Here is a 17,599-nt window from a genome sequence, read left to right as displayed (position 1 = left end):
CATTTCTTCATATATTCGCTGGTTTAAGCAGCAAGATCTCGCAGAACGTATTGGAGGATGCCGCCGTTCTTGAGGTATTCGAGTTCATCGATTGTATCGATGCGGCAGATCAGCGGGACCTGTTTGACGGCGCCATCGGCGAACGTCACCGTGGCATGGGTCTTCTGGCGTGGCTGGATCGTGGCAAGCCCCTCGATCGAAACCATCTCGTCACCTTTCAACCCAAGTGACTGCCAGCTGGTGCCATCCTCAAGCACGAACGGGACAATGCCCATGCCGACGAGGTTCGAACGATGGATGCGCTCGAACGACTGGGAGATCACCGCGCGAACACCGAGAAGGTTGGTGCCCTTGGCCGCCCAGTCACGCGATGAACCGTTGCCATATTCAATACCGGCAAAGATGACCAGCGGGACATTCTCGGTGCGGTACTGCATGGCCGCATCATAGATCGGCATTTCCTCTTTCGAGGGGTAATGGATCGTGTAACCGCCTTCACGGCCGTTCTCGCCGAGCATGTGGTTGCGGATGCGGATATTGGCGAAGGTGCCACGCATCATCACTTCGTGATTGCCACGCCGTGTGCCGTACTGGTTGAAGTCCAGCGGTGCCACACCATGATCGGTAAGATACTTGCCCGCAGGCGAAGCCGCCTTGATCGAACCGGCCGGAGAAATGTGGTCGGTGGTGATCTTGTCGCCGAACAGACCAAGAATGCGCGCACCCTTGATGTCATTGACGATGCCCGGTGTCTTGCCCATGCCGACAAAGTAAGGCGGGTTCTGCACATAGGTGGAATTGTCGTCCCATGCATAGGTCTGGCCTGCCGGAACCTTGACGTCCTGCCAGTTCTGATCGCCCTTGAACACATCCGCATATTTGGCGGAGAACAGCTTGCGGGTAACGTTTTTGGTGATGAACTCCTGAATCTCATGCGAAGACGGCCAGATGTCCTTGAGGAACACCGGATTGCCGTTCTGGTCTTCGCCGAGCGGTTCTGTCGTCAGGTCCTTGGTGACCGATCCGGCCAGCGCATAGGCAACAACCAGTGGCGGTGAAGCCAGATAGTTGGCCTGCACATCAGGCGAGACGCGACCTTCAAAGTTGCGGTTGCCGGAAAGAACAGCCGCCGCAATCAGACCCTTGTCGTTGATGGTTTTGGAAATCGGCGCCGGCAGCGGACCCGAATTGCCGATGCAGGTGGTGCAGCCAAAGCCAACCAGATTGAAGCCAAGCTTGTCGAGTTCAACCTGCAAGCCTGCGCTTTCCAGATAGGCAGCCACAACCTGCGAACCGGGAGCGAGCGAAGTCTTGACCCATGGTTTTGACTTCAGGCCCTTGGCAGCAGCATTGCGGGCCAGAAGACCAGCTGCAATCAGCACGCTCGGGTTTGACGTGTTGGTGCAGGAGGTGATTGCCGCAATGGCAACATCGCCATGACCGAGATCATAATCCTCGCCTTCAACCGCATAGCGGGCGTCAAGCTGGGTGGTCTTCTTGTATTCCTTCTGCAGCGACTCGCGGAAACCGGCAGCAATGCCTTCCAGCGCAATGCGACCTTCCGGGCGCTTCGGACCAGCCATGGATGGAACAACAGTGCTGAGTTCGAGTTCCAGCGTATCGGTGAAGACAGGATCGGCGGAACCCGGCTCACGCCACATGCCTTGTGCCTTGGAGTAGGCTTCAACCAGTGCCAGACGCTCTTCATCGCGGCCGGACATGTGCATGTAGTTAATGGTTTCGCGGTCAATCGGGAAGAAGCCGCAGGTCGCACCATATTCCGGACCCATATTGCCGATGGTGGCGCGGTCAGCCAGCGTCATGCTTTCAAGGCCGGGGCCGAAGAACTCGACGAATTTGCCGACAACACCCTTCTTGCGCAGCATCTGCACGACGGTCAGCACCAGATCGGTTGCTGTCACGCCTTCCTTGACCTTACCGGTCAGGCGAAAGCCAATAACCTCTGGCAAAAGCATGGAAACTGGCTGGCCCAGCATGGAGGCTTCGGCCTCAATGCCGCCAACACCCCAGCCAAGCACGCCAAGGCCATTGACCATGGTTGTGTGCGAATCGGTGCCAACGCAGGTATCGGGATAGGCAACGGTGACGCCGTCTTCTTCCTTGGTCCAGACGGCCTGTGCCAGATATTCCAGATTGACCTGATGACAGATACCGGTGCCGGGCGGAACTACGCGGAAGTTCTTGAATGCCTGCTGGCCCCACTTCAGGAAGCGATAGCGCTCGCCATTGCGTTCATATTCCAGATCCACATTGCGCTTGAATGCCTGCGCATTGCCGAATTCATCAACGATGACCGAGTGATCAATAACCAGATCGACAGGCACCAGCGGGTTGATCTTCTCCGGGTCACCACCCAGATTGACCATCGCATCGCGCATGGCAGCCAGATCAACAACCGCCGGAACACCGGTGAAGTCCTGCATCAGAACCCGCGCCGGGCGATAGGCGATCTCCGCACCCGCACTCCCGCGGTCAACAAGCCATTTGGCAACGTTTTCAATGTCCTTCTTGAAAACCGAGCGGTCATCTTCAAAGCGAAGCAGGTTTTCGAGGAGGACTTTCATGGAGAAAGGAAGTTTGGAAATGCCTTCCAGGCCGTTTTTCTCAGCTTCGGTCAAGCTGTAATAAACATATTCCTTATCCCCTACGGTTAGGGTTTTACGGCATTTGAAACTGTCGATTTGAGACATGTTGCGTCGTCCTTATGCTACTGGCCTCACCCGGGACGAACGCCTTTGCCGCGTTTCAAGGACGCGCTAAGGTGCGGGTGCAGTCATTTCCGCTGTCCGTCCCGCTACAGGTCCGAAAAGGTGCCCGTATGGAGATCGGCCAAAAATGGTTTCCACACCGACCGCTGGTATGGTTGACTGCTATATAGAGATTTTCGTCGATCTGTGCCAGACCGACATTCGTCAAAAATACGGGCTGCGTCGAAATGCACATGCGCTGGTCCAGATTCAATAAAGAGCGGGAACTTCATGCGGTTAGTCGCCGAAAATCTGGCAGGAGAGCGGGGCGGGGAGATTTTATTTTCCGGGCTAAACTTCACCATAACAGGCGGAGAGGCGCTGATGATTACCGGACCCAATGGTGCGGGAAAATCTACACTGCTGCGAATCATTGCAGGACTTCTGGAGAAGGCAGAGGGAAGTATCCGGCTTGATAATGCACCTGCCGGTTTCGAGAGCCTTGTTGGTGCCTGTCATTATCTCGGTCACCTCAATGCCATGAAGCCGGTTTTGAGCATCGAAGAGAATTTGCGTTTCTGGCAGTCATTTAACGGCGCTGGACAACACACACTTCGCGAGGCGCTGGACCGTGTCCAACTCGGTGATATCGGACATCTGCCTTTTGCTTATCTCTCAACCGGGCAAAAACGACGGGCAAGTATTGCACGGCTATTGATCAGCCATCGGCCGGTCTGGTTGCTGGATGAACCGACGGCAGGTCTCGACAAGGCATCGGAAGAGCAATTTGCCGGATTGATGCGTGGGCATCTGACGAGCGGAGGAATTGTAGTTGCCGCGACTCATTTGCCCCTGGGGCTTGGCGACGCACAAGAGCTCGTGATGGGAGGCAATGGGCAGAATCATGCCGGAAGTCGGGAGTATAGCGCCTGATGCTCTCGCTCTTTCTACGCGACACACGATTGGGTCTGCGCGCCGGTGGTGGTGTTCTTATCGGAATATTATTCTTTCTGGCAGTCATTGCTGTTGTGCCATTCGGTGTTGGGCCGGATCTCAAGCTGCTAAGTCGCATCGGCGCAGCCATGCTATGGATCGGTGCATTGCTGGCAACGCTGCTTGGTCTTGACCGGTTGTTTCAGGCGGATCGCGATGATGGCTCTCTCGACCTGCTGATCATGGCTTCAGACCGGCACATCTTGGCTCTGACCGTTCTCATCAAATGTCTTGCGCACTGGACCACCAGCGTATTGCCGCTTGTTATAGCTTCACCGCTGCTCGGCCTTTTCATGAATATGGAGCCCGCCGCCATCGGCGCTACTACACTGACGCTGCTTGTTGGTACGCCTGCAATCACGTTGATAGGGGCTGTCGGTGCGGCGGTCGCTGTGGCACTGCCGCGAGGCGGTCTGCTCGTATCGGTGATCATCCTGCCGCTGACCATTCCAGTGCTGATTTTTGGCGTATCGGCGGCCTATGGCGCTGTGGAGGACCCTGCGCCTTTTGTCGCGCCCTTCCTTATTCTGATTGCAATTACACTGTTCTTTGCCGTCATTGGACCATTGGCTGCGGCTGCGGCGCTGAAATCGTCAGCCGATTGACATGGGTGAACAGGCGCACGATGTGATGGTGAATTGCGAAACAGAGCGGGGGAAGCTACAAAATCGCCATGAGTGAAGCAGTGTCAAAGGCTCGCCGCTGGGTCGATCTGGCTAATCCCACCCGGTTTATCAATTTCGCGGGTATCGTTCTGCCATGGCTTGTCGGAATCACCTTGCTGGTTCTGGCTGCGGGATTGTGGATGTCGTTTCAGGCGCCTGATGATTATCAGCAGGGCTCGACCGTCAAGATCATGTTCATCCATGTGCCTTTCGCGTGGCTGTCGATGATGTGCTACACGGTCATGAGCATTTCCGCGATTGGAACGCTGGTGTGGCGTCATCCCCTGGCGGATGTTTCAGCCAAGGCGGCAGCGCCTATTGGTGCTGCTTTTACCGCACTCGCCCTGATAACCGGTTCGCTGTGGGGTAAGCCCATGTGGGGTACCTGGTGGGTCTGGGATGCGCGTTTGACGTCGGTTTTCGTGTTGTTCCTGATGTATCTCGGCATTATTGCCCTGACACGGGCGATGGACGATCCAGCGAAATCCTCCAAGGCAACGGCTATCCTGACGCTGGTCGGTTTCATCAATATCCCGATTATCAAATTCTCCGTCGACTGGTGGAATACGCTACATCAGCCCGCTTCCGTTATTCGGATGGGCGGGCCGACGATACATCCGTCATTGCTCTGGCCGTTACTGGTCATGGCTGTTGGTTTCACGTTGCTGTTTTTCACGCTGCACATGATGGCCATGCGCAATGAAATCTGGCGCAGGCGCGTCGTTGCCATGCGCCGTATCGCGGCCCGCAGTGCTGAGCGGAGGGGAACGCAATGATGACCCATACCGGCTTTGTTGTGGCGTCTTATGGCGTTTCCATTGTTGTGCTCGTGGCGCTTGTCAGCTGGATATTGATCGATCAGCGGGCTCAACGGCGCGCATTGCAGGAACTGGAAACGCGCGGCGTGCGCCGTCGTTCCGAGGCTCGAACGGACGGCGCATCGTGAGCGGACCTGATATTACGGAGCAGGCACCCCGCAAGCGCTTCTCGCTGTTTGCCTTCCTGCCTCTGCTGCTTTTCGTGGTTCTCGCCGGTATTTTTGCCTTTCAGCTCGCGCTGGGACGCGATGAAAGTGTTATTCCATCGGCATTGATCGGCAAGCCGGTGCCAAAGCTGACGCTTCCGGCGCTGGCAGGTTTAACCAAAAACGGTCAGCCTGTTCAGGGGATCGATCCCGCATTGTTCAAGGGGCAATTGACGCTGGTCAACGTGTTCGGTTCATGGTGCGTGCCGTGCCGGGCTGAACATCCCCTGCTGATGCAACTGTCTAAAGACAAACGTTTCCGCCTTGCTGGTCTTAATTACAAGGACAAAGACGAGAACGCGCTGCGTTTCCTTGGCGAGCTGGGCAATCCGTTCGACGTGATCGGGGTGGATGCAAGCGGTCGGGCGGGAATTGAATGGGGCGTCTATGGCGTGCCGGAAACTTTTCTTGTCGGCCGTGACGGTACGATTCTTTACAAGCACGTCGGACCATTCAGCGAGGTCTCGATCCGGGACGATCTGATGCCCGCGATCGAGAAAGCTCTGAAGCCATAAATCCGTTATTCGCTGTCGAGCATCGCGTAACGGCGGACCCATCCGTTTGCGCGCGAGGCGGCTTCCGCCGTGCTGTCATAGGCATGGGCCAACGGCACCTCAATCATCCGGTAGCCGAAGGAGGTTTTCTGCGCGACGGTTACGGGGGCATCAATGGGCGTGCCCAGTGCGATGGTATCAAGTGGTCGATCCGGTGCGGGCTGGGGAATAGCAAATGAGCGGCTTGCGACCAAGGTTGACGGATGTTTCGCCTTGATGGTGCAGGTCGCGGTCACCAGCGGATAGCTTGCCCCTGCAGTCTTGCGAATCTGATTTTCAAGATCTGTCCGGCAATTCTCGACGCTGGTCCAGCCCGCATCTGCGGTCTTGATGTATTCGCAGATTTTCGCATCGCAGTCGCAACCCATGAGGGTCATGACGATGAGGGCCGTTTTCATGGTTCGCGCTCTTTCCGGATAGAATTGCCGTAAGTGCGATATCTGAGCCAGGATCGCGGCGGGATTTCGTCGCGATCTGTCAGGAATTGCGGTTCTTTTCAGCTCAATTGTGGCAGCTATTTTTCTTTGCGTTTGTCCAGCAGCGGCTCAAGCGAATGTCTCATCACCAGCGGCATCTGCGCGAATGTGAAAAGCAGGGTGATCGGCATGGTACCCCAGACCTTGAAAGCAACCCAGAAATCCGTGGAGAAACTGCGCCAGACCACTTCGTTCAATACAGCCAGAAACAGGAAGAAAATGCCCCAGCGCATGGTGAGCTTGCGCCAGCCCTCTGCGTCAAGCTTGAAGGCACTGTCGAAGACATAGCCAAGCAAGGATTTGCCGAAATAGAGGCCGCCAAGCAGAATAATTCCGAACAGCGCATTAACGATGGTTGGCTTCATCTTGATGAAGGTTTCATTGTGCAGATAAAGCGTTAGCGCACCGAAGATCAAAACGACAATGCCTGAGATAAGCGGCATGATCGGCAGGCTGCGCGTCATTATCCAAGATGTGATCAGCGCAATGGCGGTCGCGGCCATGAACAGGGCCGTAGCGATAAAAATCGGCTCACCAATAGTAGACAGCACTGGAAATCGCTCGATCAGCCATTCACCGCGGGCATTGGCAAAGAAAAAGACCATCAATGGCCCGAGTTCAAGTGCCAGTTTGAGAAGTGGCGCGACTTCCTTACGGGAGGGATCGGAAGGGTCACGTTCGAATACGGATTGGTCCATCAAGCAACTCCTGCGATGGCTTTGGCAAAATCTTTGGCAGCGAAGGGTTCGAGGTCTTCGACCTGCTCGCCGACACCGATGAAATAGACAGGTAATTTATGCTTGGCCGAAATGGCAACAAGAATGCCGCCACGCGCCGTGCCGTCCAGTTTGGTCATGACGAGGCCGTTGACACCGGCAATGTTCTTGAAAATTTCGACCTGATTGAGCGCGTTCTGGCCTGTGGTGGCATCAAGCGTCTGTAGCACCGTGTGCGGCGCTTCCGGATCGTTCTTCCCGAGAACGCGGACAATCTTTGCGAGCTCGTCCATCAGTTCCGTACGGTTCTGCAGCCGTCCGGCTGTGTCGATAATCAGGACGTCACTTCCAGCTTCTTTCGCCTGCTGCCATGCATCATAGGCAAGGCCTGCGGCATCAGCACCAAGCTTTGATGAAACCACCGGTGCGCCCGTCCGTTTACCCCAGATATGCAGTTGTTCAATAGCCGCCGCGCGGAATGTATCGCCTGCGGCCAACATGACGCTCAGACCGCCCGCGGTCAGTTTTGCAGCAAGCTTGCCAATGGTCGTTGTCTTGCCGGTGCCGTTGACACCGACGACCAGAATCACGTGCGGCTTGTGCGACAGGTCAAGTTCCAGTGGTTTTGCCACTGGTCCGAGCACCTTTTCGATTTCCGTTGCCATGATGGTTCGGACTTCTTCCGTGCTGATGTCCTTGCCATAGCGGGTCGCGCTCAGGGATCCAGTGATGCGGATAGCTGTTTCCATGCCGAGATCCGCCTGGATCAGCACATCTTCAAGGTCTTGCAGCGTGTCTTCGTCAAGCTTGCGCCGCGTGAAGATGCCGCCGATGGAATCGCCCAATTGTTGCGATGAGCGCGCAAGACCCTTGCGCAGACGTTCGAACCATGAAAGCCGTTTTTCCGGTTCGGCAGCAACCGGCTCCTCAGCCTGCTTTTCCTCAACCGTCTTGGTCACGGTTACTTTTGACGAGGCAGGTTTTGCCGGTGCTATTGGTTCAACCGGTGCCGGTACGTCTATGGCGGGTTCAATCTCGGGTACGTGGACCGGCGGTATGACCGTCTCGGCAATGGTCTGTTCGAAAGGTTCTTCCGGCAAAGTGATTGGAACCGGGCGATCTTCTTCAACAACTGGTTCTAGTTCTGGTTCCGGTACCGCTACTATTTCGGGTTCTGCCGGAGGTGCCGCAGGTACAGGCTCGGGCAGGATTTCCGGTTCAACGGGTTGCTGAAGTTCTGCCGCGGTTTCGGGTTCCGGTTCCAACACTGCAGGTGCTGGTTCTTCTGTGATAGCAGGCTCTATCACAATCGGCTCTGCTTCGACCAGCACCTCCGGCTCGGCCGGTTGTTCGACGAGATTTGCTTCTGCTACGGGCGTGGGCTCGTCTTTTGGTCCGGCTTCGATGATCTCAGTTTCAACAGGTTCTGGATCTGTCGAAAGGGGCAATGATTCCTGCGCAGTCGTGTCTTCATAGACCTGTTCGGTTGTCTGATGAATGGGCGCTTCGAGCGCTGCAACGGGCACTTCCGCCGGCGCCTCTTCGACAACTTCCTTTTTGCCGAATGAAAATATCTTCTTGATAAAACCCAGAGCCATGAATGCTGCTTTGCTCGTTGTGATTACGCTGCGCGCCGGTCGCTGTCTGCGGCCAGCAGCTTGTCGCTATCATGTCCGCTGATCGGCCGTTCAATAATTTCACCCGGAGCACCGCCATTCAGGCCGACAAGGGTAAATCCTTCCGAACGGCCAAGACCTTCGCGTTCGATGAGTATTCTTTGGGTCGTACCGACAAGACGGTCGAGATGGGCACGATAGGCTGTCTCGCCAGCCGCACGCAGCCGGGCAGCGCGGGCCTTGACGATTTGCCTGTTCACCTGCGGCATGCGGGCAGCCGGTGTGCCTTCGCGCGGGCTGAAGGGGAAGATATGCAGATGTGTCAGTCCGCATTCTTCGACAATGCGGATGGAATTTTCGAACATTTCATCGGTTTCAGTGGGAAAGCCAGCGATAATATCAGCGCCGAAAACAATGTCGGGCCTGATATTGCGAACATTCTCACAGAATTCGATGGAGTTTTCGCGCAAATGACGCCGCTTCATCCGCTTCAGAATCATGTTGTCACCCGATTGCAGCGACAGATGCAGGTGCGGCATCAGGCGGCTTTCCGTCGCCAGTGCTTCCATCAGGTCATCATCTGCCTCAATGGAGTCGATGGATGAGAGGCGCAGGCGTTTCAGATCGGGCACTTGGCCCAGCACTGTTTTTACCAGCTTGCCAAGACGCAGGCTACCCGGCAAGTCGGGGCCATAGCTGGTCATATCGACGCCTGTCAGAACCACTTCATTATAGCCATTGCCGACGAGCCGCTTGACCTGTTCGACAACACCGCCCATCGGCACGGAACGGGAATTGCCGCGGCCATAGGGGATGATGCAAAAGGTGCAGCGATGATCGCAGCCATTTTGCACCTGAACAAAGGCGCGGGCACGGCCCTCGATGGCATCGACCATGTGGGAAGCCGTTTCGCGCACTTCCATGATGTCGTTGACGCGGACTTTCTCGAACTGGTTCACACCAAAATCCGGCAGCATACGATAGGAATTGGATTTCAGTTTTTCTTCATTGCCGAGAACGAGATCGACTTCATCCATGGCGGCGAACTCGTCGGCGCCCGTTTGTGCGGCGCAGCCGGTGACAATAATGCGTGCCTGCGGATTGTCGCGGCGTGCCTTGCGGATGGCCTGACGCGCCTGACGGACTGCTTCGCTGGTGACGGCGCAGGTGTTGAAGATGATCGCGCCATTTTCCAGCGTGCCAAGTCCGGCTGCATCGGCTTCGCGCTTCATCACCTCGGATTCATAGGTGTTGAGGCGGCAACCAAAGGTAACGACGTCCACAGCCATCAGGCAGCTCCCTGCGATGGTGTTGCTTCGTCGCGCTGCCATTCGCCGGTATGCGGATCAAATGAGCCGGAGAATTCCCATTCAGCCGGGCCGGTCATCAGAACGTGATTGTTTTCCAGCCACTCGATTACGAGCGGACCACCGGGGACAGTGACTGTCACCGTGCGTTCGGTGCGGCCGGTACGGGCAGCCGAAACAGCTGATGCGCAGGCAGCCGAGCCACAGGCGCGTGTAAGGCCGGCACCGCGTTCCCAGGTACGCAAAGTAATTGCGTTGCGGCTGGTCACATGGGCAATCGAGATATTGGCGCGCTCGGGGAAAATCGGGTGATTTTCGAGCAACGGGCCAAAACGCTCCAGATCATAGGTCCAGACATCCTGATCGACCCAGAAGATCGCATGCGGGTTGCCCATGCTGACAACGGAAGGTGAATGCAGCACAGGCGCATCGATGGGCCCGATCTGCAATTCGATCTTGCGCGTGTCGTGGAAAGGCTCAGCCAGCGGAATATCCTGCCAGTCAAAACGCGGCATTCCCATATCGACGGATATCAAGCCATCGGGATGCTCGTGGGCTGTGATGATTCCAGAAATCGTTTCGAAAGTGAATTCCCGCTTGCCGGTTTCAGTGGCAAGCGCCTGCACGACACAGCGCATGCCATTGCCGCAGGTCTGCGCCTGCGTACCATCCGAATTGATGATCTCAATGTAGGCATCCGCATCTTGCCTGCGTGGTGCGTGGATCGCCATGATCTGATCGAACTTTGTCGCAGGATCATTATTGAGCGCTATGGCTGCACCGGGTGCAACATGGTCGGTATGGTGACGCATGTCGGCAACGATTATCTCGTTACCAAGTCCGTTCATCTTTGCAAATTGCGCGCGCACTGCCATGCTTCCGTCAGCCTGTATTGCCATTCTGATGTCGATAGAGGGCTTATATGGCGGAAAAGGTGAAGAATTGCCAGTACCAGCCTTATCAAAGCTACGAAACTGGCAATCAGATACATCTGCTATCAGGCGACGCGGATGACCAGCTTGCCGAAATTATGCCCTTTCAGAAGCCCCATAAAAGCTTCGGGCGCATTGGCGAGCCCATCAACAATATCTTCGCGGTATTTGACTTCACCGCTACGCAACCATCCACTCATGGTTTCAAGGAATAAGGGCCGCTGATCGACAAATTCGCGCTGGATGAAACCGCGTACCGTCAGGCTCTTCTTCAGAATGTCGCGCATGAGCACGGGCAGGCGATCCTTGCCCGACAGGTCAAGTTCGTCATATTGCGCGACGAGACCGCAGACGGGGATGCGGGCGAAGGTGTTGAGCAGCGGAAAAACCGCATCCCAGACGGCGCCACCGACATTTTCGAAGTAGACGTCAATGCCTTTTGGGCAGGCCAGTTTCAACTGCGCTGAAAAGTCAGGCGCCCGGTGATCAATGGCGACATCGAAACCAAGCTCATCGCGGATGTAGGCGCATTTTTCCGCGCCGCCCGCAATGCCAATGGCTCTCGCCCCTTTGATTCGTGCGATTTGACCAACCGTTGCCCCAACTGCACCGCTGGCAGCCGCTACAACAACTGTTTCTCCGGGCTTGGGCTGACCGATGGTCAGAAGGCCCGCATAGGCGGTGAAGCCGGGCATGCCGAGAATACCGACAGCGGTCGAGAGGGGAGCGGCGTTCGGGTCAAGCTTGCGCAGGCCAACGCCATTGGAAATGGCGTAGCTTTGCCAGCCGGAGTGAGAAAGAACGATATCACCGGGATGAAAATCGGGATGCCTGCTCTCGACCACCTCGGCAACAGTCCCGCCTTCCATCACGGCGTTGACGGCGACTGGAGCGGCATAGGATTCTGCATCATCCATGCGACCGCGCATATAAGGATCAAGGGACAGGAACAGGATCTTGAGTAATATTTCGCCGTCACCGGGTGCAGGTATCTGCTGGGTTTCGATGCGGAAATTGTCAGGCTTCACAGGGCCACTCGGCCGGGATGCAAGCACGATACGGGTATTTTGCGGCTGAGACATCGTTTTGTCCTTATGGGGAGGGCGTCTACCCTACCCCAGCACTGTCAGCCCGGCAATGTAAGTATATGTCAGTGGGGTTCGTGTGCGTCAGCAACGCCGCGCAGCCAATAGCCAGCGGCCTTCACCCATTCGCTGTTGAAGCCGCGCTCTTCAACGAGGTGATTGCGCACCGATTTCGAAATCCCGCTTTCACAGGCGATAAAGGCATAGCAATCGCCTTCCGGCAGGGCGAGGCTTTTGACGGTTTGTAGCAGAAGATCGTTATTGCCCGCTTCCGCTCCGTTGCGGTGAACCCAGATGATCTCGGCCTTGGCGCTGGTCTTGATATTCTGTTCCTCGGCTTTGTCAGCGACCTCAATAACCGCAACGACGCGCGCCGATGCCGGTAATTCTTCCAGTCGGCGGCTGATAGCGGGCAGGGCCGTTTCATCACCTGCGAGGAAATACCAGTCATAGGCATCCGGAATGATCATCGAGCCGCGCGGCCCGCCGATGACAATCTGCTGGCCGGGTTTTGCCTGTGCTGCCCATGTGGAAGCCGGGCCGTCACCATGCAGCACAAAATCGACATCGAGGGTGTTGGTTGCCGGGTGATAGTTTCGAGGTGTGTAGTCACGCATTTCCGGACGTGGCTTGTCTTCCGGAAAGCTGATGCCATCGGGACCCAGAACCGGGACAATCGGTCCGCTGCCGGCGGGCGGGAAGAAAACCTTGATATGATCACCGTAACCGGCGCTGACAAACCCATCCAGCTGATCACCGGCGAGTGTCACGCGCACCATGAGGGGCGTCAGATGTTTGACGTCCTGCACTTCAAGGAGGCGCAGGCGGGTTTCGTGGCGGATTCTTTGGGGTGTTTTATTTATGAGTGTCATACTCAACAAATACCTTTCGGTCTTGCGGACTTCAATGGGGTTCTTCACACATTTGCGTCATCAGTCGTTTGCGCCATCATAAGACTTTATTCACCTTAAAATGATTGACTTGAAACAAGCGTATGGTTTCCACCAATCGGAAACAGACCTGAACAGTGTGGCGATATTGCCAGTTCGGCAAGTTTTTGACGCTTCTGCCACGGGCATCGGCCGCAAACAGGCCGGTTTTGCCGCGTGGCGGGTTGAAATTTGGCCGCGATACCCTTTTATCGTGGTTAATAAATGCCAAGTCGAATCGCATTTTTTCTGTTTGATGCGTAGATGGAGAGTAAGACTATGGGGACTTTGAACGTCAATTTGCTGGCCGTTGCCGCTGTCGGCATGGTTCTGGCAGGATGCCAGAGTACGCGTTTTGACAACGATATGGACCGTGTCACACCCTCACCCGCCCCGTTGCAATCTGCGCCGGCCGGATCGGTGACCCAGAGCCAGTTGCCGCCTCCCGGCGGCGCCAACCAGTTTCCGACAGCGCCGACTACGGGCAACGGTGCAGCACCAGGTGGTCAGGGGACGCAGGTTGCATCGCTGCCGCCGGCAAATGCACCTGATGTTACGGCCAGCAGCGTCGCAGGCGTGTGGAATGCTTCGCTTGGTGGCCAGAGCTGCAAAATTGCGACGCCGCAGACAAAGTTTGGTCAGGGTTATCGCGCCGGTCCGTTGCGCTGTCCGGGTGAGCTTGCAAACCTCACATCATGGGCAGTCAGCGGCAAGCAGCTCACCCTTTATGATGCAGCGGGTGGCACTGTCGCTCGGCTCTATTCATCCGGGTCGTCGCGGTTTGATGGTCAGACCACTGGTGGACAGAGTGTGAGCCTGTCACGTTAAGCCCAAAATGGGAGTGTGCAGCACAGGTTCGCCCGCCGCACACGTCCGGAGACTGCAGTTCGCATGTCGCACGATAATCTGAAAGTGTTCCCCTCCGTGCGCGAGCGCTATGATTCGCTCGTGCAAGCCGGGGATATTGATGCGGACCCAGCCCAACAGCTTCTTGCAAGCCGGTTCGACCGGCTGATCCGTGAACTGGCGACAAAGCGGCTTGCGACCAAATCCAGCGCGCTGGGCTGGCTGTTCAGCCGCCGTTCGCCGCGCCACGAGGTGATCAAGGGTCTTTATATTTTCGGTGAGGTCGGGCGCGGCAAAACCATGCTGATGGACATGTTTCATCAGCTCGTTCCAGCCAAACGCAAACGCCGTGCGCATTTTCTCGATTTCATGGCCGACGTGCACGAGCGCATCAATGCGCATCGAAAAGCGCACAAGAATGGCGAGACCAAACAGGATGATCCTATCCCACCCGTTGCCGATGCGCTGGCGGAACAGGCTTGGGTACTGTGCTTCGATGAATTCACCGTGACTGATATTGCTGATGCAATGATTCTGTCACGGCTGTTTAAGGCATTGTTCGAGCGCGGTGTTGTCCTCGTCGCCACATCCAATGTGGAACCGGACAATCTTTATCGGGACGGGTTGAACCGGCAGCTTTTTCTACCCTTTATCGATCTCTTGAAAACCAATGTTGACGTTATCAATCTGGACGCGCGTACGGATTACCGGCTGGAAAAACTCAACCGCATGCCGGTTTATCTCTCACCTCTGAGCGAGGATACAACGCGCAAAATGGATGACGCCTGGCATGCGGCGACCGATGGGGCGACCGTTGCCGAAGACAGTTTCAAGGTCAAGGGCCGCACGGTTATTGTTCCGCAGGCGGCCCGTCATGTGGCGCGTTTTACATTCGCTGATCTTTGCTCAAAGCCATTGGGTGCCTTGGACTATGCAGCCATTATTTCGCGGTACCAGACAATCTTTATCGATGACGTTCCGATTCTTGATTACTCAAGGCGCAATGAGGCCAAGCGGTTCATCATCCTCATTGACATTCTCTATGACCACCATGTGCATGTGGTAATTTCCGCGGCAACTTCGCCTGACAAGCTTTATGAGGCCAATCGCGGCACGGAGGCTTTCGAGTTTGACCGGACAGCTTCGCGCCTCTTTGAAATGCAGAGCGCGGACTATCTCGCGGAAGCAGCACCGGCGCCTGAAGAACCAAGACCCGCAGAGGCCTGAGTTCGCTATCAAATGACTGTGATGCGGGTCGCCCTTATTTCATCATTTTGATATGTTGCCTATGTTAGATAACTCCAGAAAATCCTTCCTCAGGCTAAATTCAATTGACGTTTACGTAAATCCCATCAAATCTAAACGATTGAATTTATTGGGGGGAAAATTTTTGGTTGAGTTATTTTTGAAAGAGGAATATTCGAACGTCCCAACGCAAAGGCGCATGGTCATGGGCTCTGCCCAACGTCGTTGTTGTCCTTTGGCGTCCGTCCAGACTTCAGATCAGGGAAGTAACCAGCATGGCACGTAACAAAATCGCCCTCATCGGTTCAGGCATGATCGGTGGAACATTGGCACATTTGATCGGGCTCAAGGAGCTCGGTGATATCGTGCTCTTCGACATCGCAGAAGGCACTCCTCAGGGCAAAGGGCTCGATATTGCCCAGTCATCACCGGTTGATGATTTTGACGCCAAGCTCGTCGGCGCCAATGATTATTCGGCGATCGAGGGTTCGGATGTGGTCATCGTGACCGCAGGTGTACCGCGCAAGCCCGGCATGAGCCGCGACGATCTGCTCGGTATCAACCTTAAGGTCATGGAACAGGTTGGCGCGGGCATCAAGAAGTATGCACCCAACGCTTTCGTCATCTGCATCACCAACCCGCTCGATGCGATGGTCTGGGCCCTGCAGAAGTTCTCCGGTCTGCCAAAGAACATGGTTGTCGGCATGGCTGGCATTCTCGACAGCGCCCGCTTCCGTTATTTCCTCGCCGATGAATTCAAGGTTTCGGTCGAAGACGTCACCGCTTTTGTTCTCGGCGGTCATGGCGATTCGATGGTGCCGCTGGCCCGTTACTCGACCGTTGCCGGTATTCCGTTGCCTGATCTCGTCAAGATGGGTTGGACCAGTCAGGAAAAGCTCGACCAGATCATCCAGCGCACCCGTGATGGTGGTGCGGAAATCGTTGGTTTGCTGAAGACCGGTTCGGCCTTCTACGCACCGGCTTCCTCTGCGGTCCAGATGGCTGAAGCCTTCCTGAAGGACAAGAAGCGCGTTCTACCTGTTGCCGCGCATCTTTCCGGTCAGTACGGCGTCAAGGACATGTATGTCGGCGTGCCTGTGATCATTGGTGCTGGCGGCGTGGAACGCATCATCGAAATCGATCTCAACAAGACCGAAGAAAAGGCCTTTGAAAGCTCAGTGGCTTCCGTCGCTGGTCTTTGCGAAGCCTGCATCGCCATCGCGCCGAACCTCAAGTAATTCGGCCTGAACATTCTGAAACGATCCAGTGTTTGTGCCGGATTTTTCGTAGAGGAAGTTAACTGATGAATATTCACGAATATCAGGCCAAGCGCCTGCTCCACTCCTTCGGTGCGCCGATTGCCAATGGCGTTGCCGTCTATTCCGTCGAACAGGCGGAAGAGTGGGCAAAGACGCTGCCCGGTCCGCTTTATGTGGTCAAGAGCCAGATTCATGCCGGCGGTCGCGGCAAGGGCAAGTTCAAGGAACTCGGTCCTGATGCGAAAGGCGGCGTTCGCCTTTCAAAGTCGGTCGAGGAAGTTGTCGCCAATGCCAAGGAAATGCTGGGCAATACGCTTGTAACCAAGCAGACTGGTCCCGCTGGCAAGCAGGTCAATCGCCTCTACATCGAAGATGGTGCGGACATTGACCGCGAGCTTTATCTGTCGATCCTCGTTGATCGTACGGTTGGCCGTCCGGCTTTCGTGGTTTCCACGGAAGGCGGCATGGACATTGAAGCTGTAGCCCATGACACGCCGGAAAAGATCATCACCGTGGCGATCGATCCGGAAAAGGGCGTGACAGCGGATGATATAACGAAGATCAGCGATGCTTACGGCCTGACTGGCGAAGCGCGCACGGACGGCGAAACACTGTTCCCGATCCTCTACAAGGCTTTCACCGAAAAGGACATGAGCCTGCTCGAAGTTAACCCGCTGATCGTCATGACCAATGGCCGTCTGCGCGTTCTCGATGCCAAGGTTTCCTTCGATGGCAACGCATTGTTCCGTCATCCTGACGTGGTTGAACTGCGTGACACCACGGAAGAAGACGCCAAGGAAATCGAAGCATCCAAGTATGATCTCGCCTATGTCGCCCTCGACGGCAATATTGGCTGCATGGTCAATGGTGCCGGTCTCGCCATGGCCACGATGGACATCATCAAGCTTTATGGCGCCGAGCCTGCAAACTTCCTCGACGTTGGCGGCGGTGCCAACAAGGAGAAGGTTACTGCTGCGTTCAAGATCATCACTGCCGATCCGGCTGTCGAAGGCATCCTGATCAACATTTTCGGCGGCATCATGAAGTGTGATGTGATTGCTGAAGGTGTGATCGCTGCGGTCAAGGAAGTGGGCCTCAAGGTTCCGCTGGTTGTCCGCCTTGAAGGCACCAATGCCGAGCTCGGCAAGAAGATCATCAATGAAAGCGGCCTCAACGTCGTTTCCGCCGATGATCTCGATGACGCGGCTCAGAAAATCGTCAAGGCTGTGAAGGGAAACTAAGGC

The 17,599-nt window shown here is 55.8% G+C and carries 17 protein-coding genes; 9 read left to right on the top strand and 8 right to left on the bottom strand.

The features are described 5' to 3' along the window. Nucleotides 1–23: 23 nt before the first annotated feature. The gene (gene acnA, locus AB4Y96_RS03420) at nucleotides 24–2,711 is read right to left on the bottom strand and encodes an aconitate hydratase AcnA (RefSeq protein WP_441915650.1); all 2,688 of its coding nucleotides are present in this window, start codon (nucleotides 2,709–2,711) and stop codon (nucleotides 24–26) included. A 288-nt stretch (nucleotides 2,712–2,999) separates the two neighbouring features. Between acnA and ccmA the strand changes: the two genes are divergently transcribed. The 5 genes from ccmA to AB4Y96_RS03395 all read left to right on the top strand — a co-directional run bounded on the left by ccmA (nucleotide 3,000) and on the right by AB4Y96_RS03395 (nucleotide 5,905). Further along, a complete protein-coding gene (gene ccmA / locus AB4Y96_RS03415) occupies nucleotides 3,000–3,641 on the top strand; it encodes a heme ABC exporter ATP-binding protein CcmA (RefSeq protein WP_441915648.1) in 642 nt (213 codons plus the stop codon). Continuing rightward, nucleotides 3,641–4,306 carry a heme exporter protein CcmB gene (gene ccmB / locus AB4Y96_RS03410; RefSeq protein ID WP_091879436.1) on the top strand — a complete coding sequence of 222 codons (666 nt, stop codon included), beginning with the start codon at nucleotides 3,641–3,643 and terminating at the stop codon, nucleotides 4,304–4,306. Before ccmA ends, ccmB begins: the two co-directional genes overlap by 1 nt. Before the next feature lie 68 nt (nucleotides 4,307–4,374). After that, on the top strand, nucleotides 4,375–5,142 hold the full coding sequence (locus tag AB4Y96_RS03405; protein WP_091879437.1) for a heme ABC transporter permease: 768 nt from the start codon (nucleotides 4,375–4,377) through the stop codon (nucleotides 5,140–5,142). After that, complete coding sequence (gene ccmD / locus AB4Y96_RS03400) at nucleotides 5,139–5,312, top strand: heme exporter protein CcmD (protein ID WP_441915646.1); 174 nt, start codon at nucleotides 5,139–5,141, stop codon at nucleotides 5,310–5,312. Before AB4Y96_RS03405 ends, ccmD begins: the two co-directional genes overlap by 4 nt. Next, nucleotides 5,309–5,905 carry a DsbE family thiol:disulfide interchange protein gene (locus tag AB4Y96_RS03395; RefSeq protein ID WP_441915645.1) on the top strand — a complete coding sequence of 199 codons (597 nt, stop codon included), beginning with the start codon at nucleotides 5,309–5,311 and terminating at the stop codon, nucleotides 5,903–5,905. Before ccmD ends, AB4Y96_RS03395 begins: the two co-directional genes overlap by 4 nt. Nucleotides 5,906–5,910: 5 nt before the next feature. Here AB4Y96_RS03395 and AB4Y96_RS03390 read toward each other — a convergent pair whose 3' ends face one another. From AB4Y96_RS03390 to AB4Y96_RS03360, 7 genes are all read right to left on the bottom strand, one after another. Continuing rightward, nucleotides 5,911–6,342: a hypothetical protein gene (locus AB4Y96_RS03390; RefSeq protein WP_441915643.1), complete on the bottom strand. Its 432-nt coding sequence runs from the start codon at nucleotides 6,340–6,342 to the stop codon at nucleotides 5,911–5,913. 116 nt (nucleotides 6,343–6,458) lie between these two features. After that, nucleotides 6,459–7,118, bottom strand: a complete 660-nt coding sequence (locus AB4Y96_RS03385; protein WP_091879443.1) for a septation protein A — start codon at nucleotides 7,116–7,118, stop codon at nucleotides 6,459–6,461. Continuing rightward, a complete protein-coding gene (gene ftsY, locus AB4Y96_RS03380; RefSeq protein ID WP_441915641.1) occupies nucleotides 7,118–8,734 on the bottom strand; it encodes a signal recognition particle-docking protein FtsY in 1,617 nt (538 codons plus the stop codon). The genes AB4Y96_RS03385 and ftsY overlap by 1 nt, the downstream gene beginning before the upstream one ends. Nucleotides 8,735–8,757: 23 nt before the next feature. Beyond that, nucleotides 8,758–10,041, bottom strand: coding sequence for a tRNA (N(6)-L-threonylcarbamoyladenosine(37)-C(2))-methylthiotransferase MtaB (gene mtaB / locus AB4Y96_RS03375; protein ID WP_441915639.1), 1,284 nt, complete (start codon nucleotides 10,039–10,041; stop codon nucleotides 8,758–8,760). Then, a complete protein-coding gene (gene dapF / locus AB4Y96_RS03370) occupies nucleotides 10,041–10,934 on the bottom strand; it encodes a diaminopimelate epimerase (protein ID WP_091879448.1) in 894 nt (297 codons plus the stop codon). Before dapF ends, mtaB begins: the two co-directional genes overlap by 1 nt. Nucleotides 10,935–11,056: 122 nt before the next feature. Further along, nucleotides 11,057–12,073: an NADP-dependent oxidoreductase gene (locus AB4Y96_RS03365; RefSeq protein WP_441915637.1), complete on the bottom strand. Its 1,017-nt coding sequence runs from the start codon at nucleotides 12,071–12,073 to the stop codon at nucleotides 11,057–11,059. A 68-nt stretch (nucleotides 12,074–12,141) separates the two neighbouring features. Beyond that, the gene (locus AB4Y96_RS03360) at nucleotides 12,142–12,948 is read right to left on the bottom strand and encodes a siderophore-interacting protein (protein WP_441915636.1); all 807 of its coding nucleotides are present in this window, start codon (nucleotides 12,946–12,948) and stop codon (nucleotides 12,142–12,144) included. A gap of 336 nt (nucleotides 12,949–13,284) precedes the next feature. Here AB4Y96_RS03360 and AB4Y96_RS03355 point away from each other — a divergent pair, with 336 nt between their 5' ends. From AB4Y96_RS03355 to sucC, 4 genes are all read left to right on the top strand, one after another. Further along, on the top strand, nucleotides 13,285–13,833 hold the full coding sequence (locus AB4Y96_RS03355; protein ID WP_091879453.1) for a protease inhibitor Inh/omp19 family protein: 549 nt from the start codon (nucleotides 13,285–13,287) through the stop codon (nucleotides 13,831–13,833). Nucleotides 13,834–13,896: 63 nt separating this feature from the next. After that, the gene (gene zapE, locus AB4Y96_RS03350; RefSeq protein ID WP_441915634.1) at nucleotides 13,897–15,078 is read left to right on the top strand and encodes a cell division protein ZapE; all 1,182 of its coding nucleotides are present in this window, start codon (nucleotides 13,897–13,899) and stop codon (nucleotides 15,076–15,078) included. Between the two features lie 293 nt (nucleotides 15,079–15,371). After that, nucleotides 15,372–16,334, top strand: coding sequence for a malate dehydrogenase (gene mdh, locus AB4Y96_RS03345; protein WP_091879456.1), 963 nt, complete (start codon nucleotides 15,372–15,374; stop codon nucleotides 16,332–16,334). A 65-nt stretch (nucleotides 16,335–16,399) separates the two neighbouring features. Next, a complete protein-coding gene (sucC, locus tag AB4Y96_RS03340; protein ID WP_091879458.1) occupies nucleotides 16,400–17,596 on the top strand; it encodes an ADP-forming succinate--CoA ligase subunit beta in 1,197 nt (398 codons plus the stop codon). Nucleotides 17,597–17,599: the final 3 nt, after the last annotated feature.

The organism is Phyllobacterium sp. TAF24 (assembly GCF_052113785.1).
Taxonomy (GTDB): domain Bacteria; phylum Pseudomonadota; class Alphaproteobacteria; order Rhizobiales; family Rhizobiaceae; genus Phyllobacterium.
This window is presented reverse-complemented; position numbering and strand designations above follow the sequence as displayed.